This window comes from Burkholderia sp. ZZQ-2, assembly GCF_050768715.1.
In the GTDB taxonomy this organism is placed as follows: Bacteria; Pseudomonadota; Gammaproteobacteria; order Burkholderiales; family Burkholderiaceae; genus Burkholderia; species Burkholderia cepacia.
Genome location: NZ_LDVA01000362.1, coordinates 113,266 through 125,740, shown reverse-complemented (window position 1 = coordinate 125,740; position 12,475 = coordinate 113,266). Strand labels below are relative to the sequence as shown.

Genomic DNA, 12,475 nt, shown 5'->3' with positions numbered 1-12,475 from the left:
GAGCTGAGCATGGATCTGGCGCTCACCGACGAACAGGCGATGATCCGCGACGCGGCCGCCGACGTGCTCGCCGAACGCAGCGCGTCCGCCGACGTGCGCCGCGCACTCGACCTGATGGCCGGCCGCGACGATGCGCTGTGGGCTGCATTGGCTGGCGAACTCGGTTGGAACGCGCTCGCGCTGCCGGAGGCAGCGGGCGGGCTCGGGCTCGGCGCGGTCGAGCAGGCGGTGCTGATGGAACAGCTTGGCCGGCGCATCGCGTGCGTGCCGTATTTTTCGACCGCGTGCCTCGCGGCGACCGCGCTCGCGGGCTGCAGTGACAATCCGCTGGCGATGGACTGGCTCGCGAAGATCGCCGAAGGCGCGTGCAGCGCGACGCTGGCGCTGCCGTTCGACTGGCTATTCGGCGAGCCAAGTGGCGCACGGGTCGGTCGGCCATATGGCCGGTCGGGTGCCAATGCGTTCGGCGCATCTTTCGGCGAGTCGTTCGACGAACCGGCCAGTGCACGACCGCTTCCGTTCATCGCGGAGGAAACAGCGGCAGGCTTCGCATTGTCCGGCGTCGCGGCGCAAGTGCTCGACGGTGCGCGCGCCGACCTGCTGCTGGTTCCGGCGCGGATCGCGAACGAAGGGCAGTCTGTCGGCCTGTTCGCGATCGACATGACTGCCGGCGCAGCCGGCGTTGCGGTGACGCCGCTCGACACGCTCGACGCGACGAGGCCGCTCGCACGGATTGCGCTCGACGACGTGCGCGTGAGCCGCGACGCGCGGATTGCGGGCCGCGATGCGGCGCAGGTGCTCGAACGCGCCGCATGGTTCGCAGCACTCGCGCTGGCTGCCGAACAACTCGGCGGCGCACAGCAATGCCTCGACCTGACGCTCGACTACACGAGCCAGCGCGTGCAGTTCGGCCGCGCGATCGCGTCGTTCCAGGCCGTCAAGCACCGTTGCGCGCAGATGATGGTGCTGATCGAATCGGCGCGCTCGGCCGTGCTCGGTGCGGCGCATGCATGGGACGCGGAAGCCGGCAGCGTGGTGCCGGGCAACGCATTGCGTGCCGACATCGCCGCGGCGAAATCCGCCGCGAACGACGCGTATGCGTTCTGCGCCCAGGAAGCGATCCAGTTGCACGGCGGCGTCGGCTTTACGTGGGAATACGACCCGCATCTCTACTTCAAGCGCGCGCAGGCGTCGGGCGCGCAGTTCGGCAGCACGCCGCAACTGCTCGAATGGATCGCGTCCCATGCGATCGAAGGCGGCGACGCGCACCGCGACGACGCGCCCGACGCCGCGGTTGCGGCGCCCGCCCGCCCGTCCGCCGCACGCGCAGGAGCCCTTCAATGAACAGCGAAACGCGCGAACAGCAATTGCGGCACGAAGTGGCCGACTGGGTGCAATCGCACCTGACCGGCGAATTCGCGTGCCTGAAATATCGCGGCGGCCCCGGCGACGAGGAAGCGTTTCCCGACCTGCGCAAGGCATGGGAGCGGGAACTGGCGCAGGGCGGCTGGACCGGCCTCGGCTGGCCGACCGCCGCCGGCGGGCGCGGCTTCTCGGTGGCCGAACAGGTGATCTTCCACGAGGAATACGCGCGCGCCGGAGGCCCGGGAAGGATGGGCCACATCGGCGAAGGGCTGCTCGGGCCGACGCTCGTCGCATGCGGCACCGACGACCAGCGCGCGCGCTTCCTGCCCGGCATTCTCGCCGGCACGCAGTTCTGGTGCCAGGGCTATTCGGAGCCGGGCGCGGGTTCGGATCTGGCGAATGTCCGCACGCGTGCCGAACAGGATGCGGACGGTACGTGGCGAGTCCACGGCCAGAAGGTCTGGACGTCGCTCGCACACGATTCCGACTGGATCTTCGTGCTCGCGCGCACCGATCCCGCGTCGAAAGGCAACAAGGGGCTGTCGTTCCTGCTGATGCCGCTTGACCAGCCGGGCATCGAGATCCGGCCGATCAGGCAGCTCAACGGCGGCGCGGAATTCAACGAAGTGTTCTTCGACGGCGCGCGCGCGGAAGCACGCGACCTCGTCGGCGCGCCCGGCGACGGCTGGCGGATCGCGATGACGCTGCTCGGTTTCGAACGCGGGATGTCGACGCTCGGCCAGCAGATGCAGTTCGTCCGCGAACTCGAATGGGTGATCGACGCCGCGCGCGAATCGGGCGCGGACCGCGACCCGGTGCTGCGGCAGCGGATCGGCCGCGCGTGGGCCGGGCTGCGCGTGATGCGCTACAACGCGCTGCGCATGCTGTCCGGCGCCGACGACGCCGATGGCGGTGCCACCGCGCCGCTGCGCCGCGAGGCATTGATCTACAAGTATTTCTGGTCGAACTGGCACCGCGACCTCGGCCAGCTTGCGATGGATGCGCTCGGGCCCCGCGCGAACGTGATCGATCCGGCCGACGAAAAGCTCACCCATCTGCAGCGCGTATTCCTGTTCTCCCGTGCGGACACGATCTACGCGGGTACCAACGAAATCCAGCTCAACATCATGGCCGAGCGCGGGCTCGGCATGCCCAGGGAACCACGAGGCACCGCATGACCGAACCCCAGATCCAGAAAGCGCCGGCCTACGTGCCGGGCCACCGGCTGCTCGCCGGCAAATCGGTGCTGATCACGGCCGCCGCCGGCGCCGGCATCGGCTTCGCGGCCGCGCGCCGCTGCGCGGAGGAGGGCTGCCGCGCGCTGTTCATCTCCGACATCCACGAAAAGCGCCTCGAACAGGCGGTTCAGACACTGCGCGCCGAAACGGGGCTGCAACAGGTCTACGGCCGCCTGTGCAACGTCGCGGTCGAGGCCGACGTACAGGCACTCGTTGCCGACGCCCAGGACAAGCTCGACGGCGTCGACGTGCTGATCAACAACGCGGGGCTCGGCGGGTCGACCCGCATCGTCGATATGGACGATGCCGAATGGTCGCGCGTGATTGACATTAGTCTCACCGGGACGTTCCGGATGACGCGCGCGATGCTGCCGCACATGCAGGCCCGCGGCCGCGGCGCGATCGTCAACAACGCATCGGTGCTCGGCTGGCGCGCGCAGGCGGAACAGGCGCACTACGCGGCGGCGAAGGCGGGCGTGATGGCACTCACGCGCTGCGCGGCGCTCGAGGCGTCGCCGTACGGCGTGCGCATCAACGCGGTCGCACCGAGCATCGCGATGCACGATTTTCTGAAGAAGTCGGCCCCGGCCGACCTGCTGAATCAACTGGCGTCGCGCGAAGCCTTCGGGCGCGCCGCCGAAGTCTGGGAGGTCGCGAACGTGATGGTGTTCCTTGCAAGCGATTACGCGTCGTACATGACGGGCGAAGTGCTGTCGGTCAGCAGCCAGCACGCATGATGAGCGCGACCCTCGACCCCGTGCGCGCGACGCCCCGCGTGTTCGCGCATCCCGGCGAACTCGCGGCGGCCGTCGGCAACACGCTCGGCGCGAGCGCGTGGCTCGCGATCGGCCAGATCCGCGTCGACGGCTTCGCCGACGCGACGGGCGATCACCAGTGGGTGCACGTCGACCCGGTGCGCGCGAAGGACGGCCCGTTCGGCGCGTGCATCGCGCACGGCTACCTGACGCTGTCGCTCGTCAATCATTTCCTGCCGCAGATCGTGCGTATCGACGGCGCGCGGCTCGGCGTCAACTACGGCTGCGACAGGGTCCGTTTCCCCGCGCCGGTGAAGGTCGGCGCGCGCGTGCGCGGCGTCGGCGAGCTGCTGCGCGTCGAGCCGCTCGACGGCGGCGTGCAGGCATGGATTCGCGTGACCGTCGAGATCGAAGGTGAAGCGAAACCCGGCTGCGTGGCCGACACGATCAGCCGTTACTACTTCTAGATTCAGAGAGCCAGCCCATGGAAGACGCAGTCATCGTTTCCGTCGCACGCACGCCGATCGGCAAGGCGTTTCGCGGCATGTTCAACGACACCGAGGCGCCCGCGCTGGGCGGCCACGTGGTGCGCACCGCGCTCGGGCGCGCGGGCGTCGCGCCGGCTGACGTCGACGACGTGCTGATCGGCTGCGCCGCGCAGCAGGGCACGCAGGGCTACAACATCGGCCGCCTGTCGGCGGCGGCGGCCGGGCTGCCGGCTTCGGTGCCCGGCATGGCGATCGACCGCATGTGCTCGTCGGGCCTGATGTCGATCGCGAGCGCCGCGCGCAGCATCGGCGCGGGCGATGCGCGGATCGTCGTCGCGGGCGGCGTCGAGTCGATCTCGCTCACGCAGAACAAGCACAAGAACGCGTATCGCGCGCGTTCGCAGGCCGTGCTCGACCACCAGCCGGCCGCCTACATGGCGATGATGGAGACGGCCGAGATCGTGTCGCGCCGCTATGGAATCTCGCGTGCGGCGCAGGACGAATTCGCGCTGCAGAGCCACCAGCGCACGGCCGACGCCCAGGCGGCCGGCCGCTTCGATGCGGAAATCGCGCCGCTCGACGTGCAGCGCGCGCTGTTCGACAAGGAAGGCAACCCGGCCGGCCACGAGGATCTGCGTGCGGCGCGCGACGAAGGCGTGCGTGCCGACACGACGGCCGAACGGCTCGCGGGGCTGAAGCCGTCGTGGAGCGGCGGCAAGGTCGTCGAGCAGGGCGAGTTCGTGACGGCTGGCAATGCATCGCAGCTGTCGGACGGCGCGGCGGCCGTGGTCGTGATGTCGCGCAGCGAGGCGCTACGCCGCGGGCTGACGCCGCTCGGCGCATTCCGCGGCCTCGCGGTGGCCGGCTGCGAGCCCGACGAGATGGGCATCGGCCCGGTGTTCGCGATTCCGAAGCTGCTCGCGCGCTTCGGCATGACCGTCGGCGACATCGGGCTGTGGGAGCTGAACGAGGCGTTCGCGTGCCAGGCGCTGTACTGCCGCGACACGCTCGGCATTCCCGACGCCCGGCTGAACGTCGACGGCGGTGCGATCGCGCTCGGCCATCCGTTCGGGATGTCGGGTACGCGGATGACGATGCACGCACTGCTCGAAGGCGCGCGGCGCGGCGTACGGCACGCGGTCGTGACGATGTGCATCGGCGGCGGGATGGGTGCCGCCGCGCTGTTCGAGGTCGGTGCATAGGGCACGTCGCGGACATAGCGGCACGTAGCGGACGTAGCGGCACGCGGATGGGCCGCGCCGCACACGCGGCGAAGCATTCACGAACGACGATTCGAGGCCGCGGCCATGACCGGCGGCCCGGAGACTTGCAGGCGACGGTCGTCGGCGCGCACGCGCCGACGGCCGTCGAATGCAGAAACAGGAGACAAGCCATGAAACGAACCTTGCCCGGACTCGCGATGTCGGCGCTCGTGCTCGGCGCCGCGCTGTTCGCGTTTTCACCGCGCCCGCTGCCGGCGTTCCCGGTCACCGCGATCCATGCGGACCGGCTGCAGATCAACGGGCTCGCCCGGGCCGGCGCGCGCATCGTCGCGGTCGGCGAACGCGGCGTGATCCTGCTGAGCGACGATTCGGGCGCCCGCTGGCGGCCGGCGTCGGTCACGCCCGACCAGGCATCGACGCTCACGCAGGTGCGTTTCATCACGCCGACGCTCGGGATCGCGGTCGGCCACGACGGCCGGATTGTCCGCAGCGACGACGCCGGCATGCACTGGCGTGAAGTACACATCGACCATGAGCATTCCGATCCGCTGCTGTCCGTGTGGGGCGCGGCGGGCGGCCCGCTGTTCGCGGCCGGCAGCTTCGGCCAGCTGCTGCGCTCGGACGACGCGGGCCTCACGTGGCGGCCGCTGAAGACGCCGGCCGGCGACCGTCACCTCAACGCGATCGTCGGCGACGGCCACGGCAACCTGCTGGTCGCGGGCGAGAGCGGCACGCTGCTGCGCTCGACCGACAACGGTGCCACGTGGGACAAGCTGCCGTCGCCGTACGCCGGTTCGCTGTTCGGCGCGCTGATGCTCGCGAACGGCGACTGGGTCGCATACGGGATGCGCGGCAACGTGGTGCGCAGCACCGATCGCGGCGCGACCTGGACGCATGTGGACAGCCACGTGCCGGTGTCGTACTTCGGCGCGACCCAGCTCACCGGCGGCGAACTCGTGCTGGTGGGGCAGGGCGGCGCGATCGTCGCGTCGCGCGACGGCGGGCTGACCTTCGACGTGCGCAAGCTCGGCGGCGTGCAGAGCCTCGCGGCCGTGCTCGACATGGGCCACGGCGCGCTGCTGCTCGGCGGCGAGGCCGGCGTCGCGCCGCTGGCCGGCGCGCTTGCGTCGACGCCGTCGCCGTCCTGATGCCGGCCGCCCGCAGCGCCGCCTTCCGTTCGTTTCGCATCGTCCGTCCCGACCCGAGAATTCCATGAACGACCTGTCACGTCCTCCTGAAGCCGTTTCCGCGTCGCGTCTCGCCGCGTTCGTCGAGCGCTGCGCCGACACGATCATCCGCCGGCGCAAGCTGCTGATGCTGCTGTGCGTCGCGGTGACGCTCGCGCTCGGCTTGTCGGCCACGCGCCTGAAGCTCGATCCGGGCTTCAACAAGATGATCCCGATGCAGCACCCGTACATGCAGGTGTTCGAGCGCTATGCGGGTGCGTTCCCCGGCGCGAACACGATCCTCGTGAGCCTGCGCTGGAAGGGCGACGGCGACATCTACAACCAGACGTTCATGGACGCGCTGCGCCACGCGACCGACGACGTCTTCTTCATCCCCGGCGTGAACCGCTCGCGCGTGTTCTCGCTGTTCACGCCGAACGTCCACTACACGGAAGTGACCGAAGCCGGCTTTCGCGGCGACGTGGTCGTGCCCGGCCAGTTCTCGAGCGCGAACCCGGACGATCTCGCGAAGGTGCGCCGCAACGTCGCGCGTTCGGGGCAGATCGGCCGCCTCGTCGGCAACGACCTGAAATCGGCGCTGATCCGCGCGGAACTGCGCGAGACCGACCCGGCCACCGGCAAGCGGCTCGACTACAGCGCGGTCGCGCGCCAGCTCGAGGAAATCCGCGCGCGTTATGCGAAGCAGGGCATCGACGTGAACATCATCGGCTTCGCGAAGCTGGTGGGCGACGTCGAGAGCGGCATCGCGGGCGTGATGGCGTTCTTCGCGCTCGCGTTCCTCGTGACGGCCGCGCTGCTGTTTGCCTACACGCGCTCGCTGAAGACCACCGTGCTGGCGCTCGTCGTCGCGCTGCTGCCGGTCGTGTGGCTGCTCGGCGCGCTGCCGCTGCTCGGGCTCGGCATCGACCCGATGTCGATCCTCGTGCCGTTCCTGATCTTCTCGATCGGCGTGTCGCACGCGGTGCAGATGACCAACGCATGGAAGCAGGCGCTGGTGCGCGGCGCGTCGCCGGTCGACGCTGCGCGCGACGCGTTCCGCAAGCTGTTCGTGCCGGGCACCGTCGCGCTGCTGACCAACGCGCTCGGCTTCATGGTCATCATGCGGATCAGGATCGACATCGTGCGCGAGCTCGGCATTACCGCGTGCCTCGGCGTGCTGCTGATGATCGTCACCAACAAGGTGTTCCTGCCGATCCTGCTGTCGTACACGCGCCTCGAACGCGGCACGCTGGCGCGCGCGCAGCGCACGGCGGCGGCCGGCGGCAGCGGGAGGTGGTCGCGCTTCGCGGTATTCGCGCGGCCGGCGCCCGCGCTCGGCGTGTTCGCGGTGGCGCTGGCGCTGCTCGCGTACGGCGCGCTCGAATCGCGCAAGCTGGAGATCGGCGACATCGGCACCGGCGCGCCGGAGCTGCGCGCGAACTCGCGCTACAACATCGACAACGCGGCGATCACGCACCAGTACAACATCGGCGTGGACGTGCTGTCGGTGATCGTCGAGACGACCGGCTTCGACGACGCGTGCCTGCATTACCCGGTGATGAGCGCGATCGAGCGGTTCGAGATGAACATGCGCGGCGTGGCCGGCGTGCAGTCGGTGACGAGCGTGTCGTCGCAGGGCAAGGTGTTCATCGCCGCATTCAACGAGGGCAACCCGCGCTGGGCCGCGCTGCCGCGCTCGAGCGACGGGCTCACGCAAGGTTCCAACGCGTTCGACCCCGACAACGGGATGAACACCGCGAACTGCAAGGCGATCCAGGTCCTGATCTACACGAAGAACCACGAAGGCACGACCATCGCGCACATCGTCGACGAGATCAGGCGTTTCGCGGCCGAGAACCCGACGCCGAACGTCGCGTTCCGGCTCGCGGGCGGCAACGTCGGCGTGATGGCGGCGACCAACGAGGCGGTCGGCGACGCGGAGATCGCGATGCTGCTGTCGATCTTCGGCGCGATCGCGCTGCTCTGCGCGGTCACGTTCCGCTCGTGGCGCGCGGTGCTGTGCATCGTCGTGCCGCTCACGCTCGTGTCGATCCTGTGCAATGCGGTGATGGCGCTTCTCGGCATCGGGCTGAAGGTCGCGACGCTGCCGGTGATCACGCTCGGCGTGGGCGTGGGCGTCGACTACGGGATCTACCTGTACGAACGCCTGCAGCACGACCTCCGCCACGGCGCGACGCTGCCGGACGCATTCGCCGACGCGATGCGCCAGCGCGGCACGGCCGCGCTGTTCACGGCCGTCACGATGTTCATCGGCGTCGGCACGTGGGCGTTTTCCGCGCTGAAGTTCCAGGTCGACATGGGCGTGCTGCTCGCGTTCATGTTCCTCGTGAACCTGTTCGGCGCCGTGTTCCTGCTGCCCGCGCTCGCCGCGTGGCTCGGCGTCGAGCGTGCCGAGCGCCGCGTGCAGCAGGCGCACGCGCAGCCGTCGCCGGCGGCTCCGGCAACGCTGAAACCGTCGCCTGCGCTCGAACCCGGCAACCCGGTGCGCTGACCGGCGCCCCCATTTCCCACGCGCGCGGCCGGCCGCCGCGCGTTGTCCACAAGAGGAGTCAACCCACATGTCCGCACGCCCTTACAAGATCGAAGCCCAGCCGCTCGCGCAGCGCTATGCGCGCGGCTGGCACTGCCTCGGGCTCGCCCGCGACTACAAGGACGGCAAGCCGCACACGCTGAACGCCTTCGGCCGCAAGCTCGCCGCGTTCGCCGATTCGACCGGCAAGGTCAACGTTGTCGACGCGTACTGCCCGCACATGGGCGCCGACCTGAGCCTCGGCACGGTACAGGGCGACAACCTCGTGTGCCCGTTCCACGGCTGGGCGTGGAGCGGCGAAGGGCAGTGCGCATCGATTCCGTATTGCAAGCGGATCCCGCCGAAGGCGCGCATCGGCGCATGGCCGACCTGCGAGGAAAACAACCTGCTGTTCGTCTGGAACGACCCGGAAGGCAACGTACCGCCGCCCGAAGTCGCGATTCCGCGCCTCGACGTGTGCTTCTCCGACGAATGGTCGGACTGGGTCGTCGACAAGATGGTGATCCAGGCCAACTGCCGCGAGCTGGTCGACAACATCTCGGACGTCGCGCACTTCGCGACCGTGCACCGCGCGCCGATCGACTATTTCGCGAACCTGTTCGAGGACCACAAGGCGACGCAGCTGATGGTCGGCCGCAGCGAGAAGCTCGGCGGCGACGCCCTGACCGCGCTGTCGACGTATTTCGGGCCGGCCGTGCACATCACGCAGATGACGGGGCAGAGCGGTGGGCAGCCGATCCACTCGGTGCTGCTGAACTGCCACGTGCCGATCGACATGAACAGCTTCGAGCTGCGCTACGGCGTGATCGTGAAGAAGGTGGCCGGGCTGTCCGACGAGCAGAACACGGAGATCGCGAACGCGTACGTGAAGGAAGCGCAGCGCGCGTTCTACGAGGACGTCGACATCTGGCACAGCAAGACGCGAATCGACAACCCGCTGCTGTGCGAGGGCGACGGGCCGCTGTACCAGATGCGCGACTGGTATTCGCAGTTCTACCTGGACGTGGCGGACGTGCGGCCGACGAGCGTCGCGCGCAAGGCGTTCGAGATGCGGATTCGCGAAGGCGATGCGCCGCCGGCGCTGCATCATGTGTTCGAGCCGCGGTAAGAACCGGCGGGCCGTCCGCCGGCCGGAAAGCGGGGGCGCATCGAAATGCGTCCCGTCGGCCGGCAACACCCGCCGCGCAAGGCGCACGCGGCGGGTGTGCTTGTGCGCCGCATCAAAATGACTTGACGAAACGGCCGCTACCGCGTAGTGTCCATGGCCGAAGTGTTCAAGAAGTTCGATTGCTCATCATTGGCCGCACTCCGTGCGGCGGTCGTTGGTCTCTCCCTCTTTTGAGTCTTTCTGTGCCCGTTGCGGGCGCATGTTCAATTATTCGTATTAAGGAAGTATTTGTGGATACCGGTACCGTCAAGTGGTTCAACGAAACCAAGGGCTTTGGTTTCATCTCCCCGGACAACGGCGGCGACGATCTGTTCGCCCATTTCTCTGAAATTCGCGGCACGGGCTTCAAGACCCTGGCCGAAGGCCAGAAGGTCAGCTTCGAAGTGAAGCGCGGCCCGAAGGGTCTGCAAGCGTCGAACATCACGCCGCAGTAAGCCGCATCGGCAGCGGCCGCCAAACGGTGGCCGCCGTCGGACGGATTGGCGCGCACGGCGCCGCTTCGGCGGCAGCCGGCGCGTTTCCGATGCGCACGACCGATGCATCGCGACATTCACGATGCATCGGTCGTGTCGCCTCCCTCATCGCATGCCTGTACGGCGTGCGACGCAACGCCCTCGCGAAGCGCCCGCCGCTTCGCCAGCGCATCACCGCTTCAACGCATCAACCCGAGCAGACCGCCGCCATGCCTTGCCGGCGCGGTCCCGACTTGCGCGGCGCTTTATGCGCCGCCGCCACCGACCGCCTGAACGCCGCAACGCGCCGGGCTCCGATCGCAAGACAGGCCCATGGCCCGTCTGAACGAACCGATCCCCGGCAGCCTGCCGGCCGCCGTCCCGTTGCGGGACACGGCGCCGGGCAGATCGCCGCGGCTGCGGTCAATTACCTTGTCTGGAGGAATTGGTTTGGCAAAAGAAGAACTGCTGGAACTGGACGGAATCGTCGACGAAGTGCTGCCGGACAGCAAATACCGTGTCACGCTGGAAAACGGCGTGGTGGTGGGCGCGTACGCGTCGGGCCGCATGCGCAAGAACCACATCCGCATTCTCGCGGGCGACCGCGTGACGCTGGAACTGTCGGTCTATGACCTCACCAAGGGTCGCATCAACTTCCGGCACAAGGACGCGAATTCGCCGCGTCCGCAGCGAACCGGCGGGCCGCGTCGTTAAGCGGCAACGATCGGCGCGCAACCGCGTGCCGATCGAATCCCGTCCGGCCTCCACGGCCGGACGAACCGGATGAACGGCCCGTTGCTTGCCGTTTACCGGCCGCCGGCGGCGTCGTCATGCCGCAGCGGCTCACATCGCCTTCGCCGGCCGCTGCTTGTGCGCAACGCTCAGGCAGCCGCGTCCCGCAGGAAATCCTCGATGACCATCGCGAAATACGGCGGGCACTCCTGCATCGGGTAATGCCCGCAATTCGGTATCGTCGCGAGCCGCGCGTTCGGGTGCCACGCGAGGAATGTCGCCTGCATCGCCGCTTCGTCGAGCCCCGGATCCTTGTCGCCGACGATCACCAGGAAGCGCGTGTCGAGCCCGCGGACATCGTCGACGAAATCCGTTCCGGTCAGCATGTCGAGATACGCGAGCCGGCAGGCCGGCGCCACGCGCTCGCGGTTCTGCCGCAGCTTCAGGTCGGCCCAGCGCGCCGACAATCCACCCGTCACGAATCGCATGAGCCGGCGAAACGCATCGTCATCGACGGCCGTGCTCGCGAAGAACGCGCGTGCGTCGTCGTTCAGGCGGTTGCCGGCGGCCGATACCGGGCACACGGCGATCGCGCTCTTGATGCGGGAGGGCGCATCGGCGGCGAGCCGTTGTGTCGCCATGCCCGTCATCGAATGGCCGATCACGTGAAAGCGCGGCCAGCCGAGACGGTCCGCGAGCGCCAGGCAGTCGGCCGAGATCTCGTCGACGGTACAGGTGCCGCGCAGGTGGATGGATTCGCCGTAGCCGCGCAGGTCGACGAACACGTACGTGAATGCCGATTCGTCGAGATACGGGAGCAGCGCCGCGTAGTTCGTATGGTCGCCGAGCCAGTCGTGCAGGACCATCACGCATTCGGGGCCGGTACCGTGCCGCAGGTAGCCGAGGCCGTCGTGGTCGGCGTTCGGCTCGGAGGAGAGGGTGTCGATACGGTTCATTTCAAGGCGTTTCCTTTTGGTGGGTGAACCAAAACGAAACGCCCTCCCGGCGGACCGGGAGGGCGTCTTGAAAGTGCGTCGATCGTATCGGGCCGACCGGCGAAAGTCAACGTTCGACGTGCCATCCCGCCCGACACGTCGATGCGGCGCGCATTGACCGGCAGTTGTCGTCCGACAGCCGCAACGCGATCGTCAGACCGATGTCGTGACGCGGAAAGCCGCGCCGGCCGGCGGCTGACCGCACGCGCGACGACGCCGTTCGCGTGCGATTCGCGTGCGGCTTTACGTGCGGGCCGGCGCGGTCGTACACTCGTCGGCAATTCGCGGCCCGCGCCGCGCGTGCGGCTTTCAATTCCTTCAGCGTTTTTCAGCGGGCCAACG

At 68.8% G+C, this 12,475-nt stretch carries 11 protein-coding genes; 10 read left to right on the top strand and 1 reads right to left on the bottom strand.

Annotated features, from left to right (window positions below; genetic code table 11):
- Window positions 1–9 precede the first annotated feature (9 nt).
- The 10 genes from ABY44_RS36485 to infA all read left to right on the top strand — a co-directional run bounded on the left by ABY44_RS36485 (window position 10) and on the right by infA (window position 11,120).
- Window positions 10–1,344, top strand: a complete 1,335-nt coding sequence (locus ABY44_RS36485; protein ID WP_060170688.1) for an acyl-CoA dehydrogenase family protein — start codon at window positions 10–12, stop codon at window positions 1,342–1,344.
- Entirely contained in the window at window positions 1,341–2,543 is a 1,203-nt protein-coding gene (locus tag ABY44_RS36480) for an acyl-CoA dehydrogenase family protein (RefSeq protein WP_059650534.1), read from the top strand. The genes ABY44_RS36485 and ABY44_RS36480 overlap by 4 nt, the downstream gene beginning before the upstream one ends.
- Window positions 2,540–3,340: an SDR family oxidoreductase gene (locus ABY44_RS36475; RefSeq protein WP_060085373.1), complete on the top strand. Its 801-nt coding sequence runs from the start codon at window positions 2,540–2,542 to the stop codon at window positions 3,338–3,340. Before ABY44_RS36480 ends, ABY44_RS36475 begins: the two co-directional genes overlap by 4 nt.
- Window positions 3,340–3,825, top strand: a complete 486-nt coding sequence (locus ABY44_RS36470; RefSeq protein WP_060170690.1) for a MaoC family dehydratase — start codon at window positions 3,340–3,342, stop codon at window positions 3,823–3,825. The genes ABY44_RS36475 and ABY44_RS36470 overlap by 1 nt, the downstream gene beginning before the upstream one ends.
- 17 nt (window positions 3,826–3,842) lie before the next feature.
- Window positions 3,843–5,048, top strand: coding sequence for an acetyl-CoA C-acyltransferase (locus ABY44_RS36465; protein ID WP_060170692.1), 1,206 nt, complete (start codon window positions 3,843–3,845; stop codon window positions 5,046–5,048).
- Between the two features lie 191 nt (window positions 5,049–5,239).
- The gene (locus tag ABY44_RS36460) at window positions 5,240–6,217 is read left to right on the top strand and encodes a WD40/YVTN/BNR-like repeat-containing protein (protein WP_060170694.1); all 978 of its coding nucleotides are present in this window, start codon (window positions 5,240–5,242) and stop codon (window positions 6,215–6,217) included.
- Window positions 6,218–6,281: 64 nt separating this feature from the next.
- Window positions 6,282–8,747: an efflux RND transporter permease subunit gene (locus ABY44_RS36455; protein WP_060170696.1), complete on the top strand. Its 2,466-nt coding sequence runs from the start codon at window positions 6,282–6,284 to the stop codon at window positions 8,745–8,747.
- A gap of 67 nt (window positions 8,748–8,814) precedes the next feature.
- Window positions 8,815–9,894 (top strand): Rieske 2Fe-2S domain-containing protein, encoded by a 1,080-nt coding sequence (locus tag ABY44_RS36450; protein ID WP_060170697.1) that lies wholly within the window; start codon window positions 8,815–8,817, stop codon window positions 9,892–9,894.
- 290 nt (window positions 9,895–10,184) lie between these two features.
- A complete protein-coding gene (locus tag ABY44_RS36445) occupies window positions 10,185–10,388 on the top strand; it encodes a cold-shock protein (protein WP_006483056.1) in 204 nt (67 codons plus the stop codon).
- Between the two features lie 468 nt (window positions 10,389–10,856).
- Complete coding sequence (gene infA / locus ABY44_RS36440; protein WP_027791717.1) at window positions 10,857–11,120, top strand: translation initiation factor IF-1; 264 nt, start codon at window positions 10,857–10,859, stop codon at window positions 11,118–11,120.
- Between the two features lie 167 nt (window positions 11,121–11,287).
- Here infA and ABY44_RS36435 read toward each other — a convergent pair whose 3' ends face one another.
- Complete coding sequence (locus tag ABY44_RS36435; RefSeq protein WP_060170699.1) at window positions 11,288–12,094, bottom strand: alpha/beta fold hydrolase; 807 nt, start codon at window positions 12,092–12,094, stop codon at window positions 11,288–11,290.
- Window positions 12,095–12,475: the final 381 nt, after the last annotated feature.

What these genes read in the sequence shown, in the direction of transcription:
- ABY44_RS36485 (WP_060170688.1), top strand. Translation starts at nt 10, where the DNA reads ATGGATCTGGCGCTCACCGACGAACAGGCGATGATCCGCGACGCGGCC.
- ABY44_RS36480 (WP_059650534.1), top strand. Translation starts at nt 1,341, where the DNA reads ATGAACAGCGAAACGCGCGAACAGCAATTGCGGCACGAAGTGGCCGAC.
- ABY44_RS36475 (WP_060085373.1), top strand. Translation starts at nt 2,540, where the DNA reads ATGACCGAACCCCAGATCCAGAAAGCGCCGGCCTACGTGCCGGGCCAC.
- ABY44_RS36470 (WP_060170690.1), top strand. Translation starts at nt 3,340, where the DNA reads ATGAGCGCGACCCTCGACCCCGTGCGCGCGACGCCCCGCGTGTTCGCG.
- ABY44_RS36465 (WP_060170692.1), top strand. Translation starts at nt 3,843, where the DNA reads ATGGAAGACGCAGTCATCGTTTCCGTCGCACGCACGCCGATCGGCAAG.
- ABY44_RS36460 (WP_060170694.1), top strand. Translation starts at nt 5,240, where the DNA reads ATGAAACGAACCTTGCCCGGACTCGCGATGTCGGCGCTCGTGCTCGGC.
- ABY44_RS36455 (WP_060170696.1), top strand. Translation starts at nt 6,282, where the DNA reads ATGAACGACCTGTCACGTCCTCCTGAAGCCGTTTCCGCGTCGCGTCTC.
- ABY44_RS36450 (WP_060170697.1), top strand. Translation starts at nt 8,815, where the DNA reads ATGTCCGCACGCCCTTACAAGATCGAAGCCCAGCCGCTCGCGCAGCGC.
- ABY44_RS36435 (WP_060170699.1), bottom strand. Translation starts at nt 12,094, where the DNA reads ATGAACCGTATCGACACCCTCTCCTCCGAGCCGAACGCCGACCACGAC.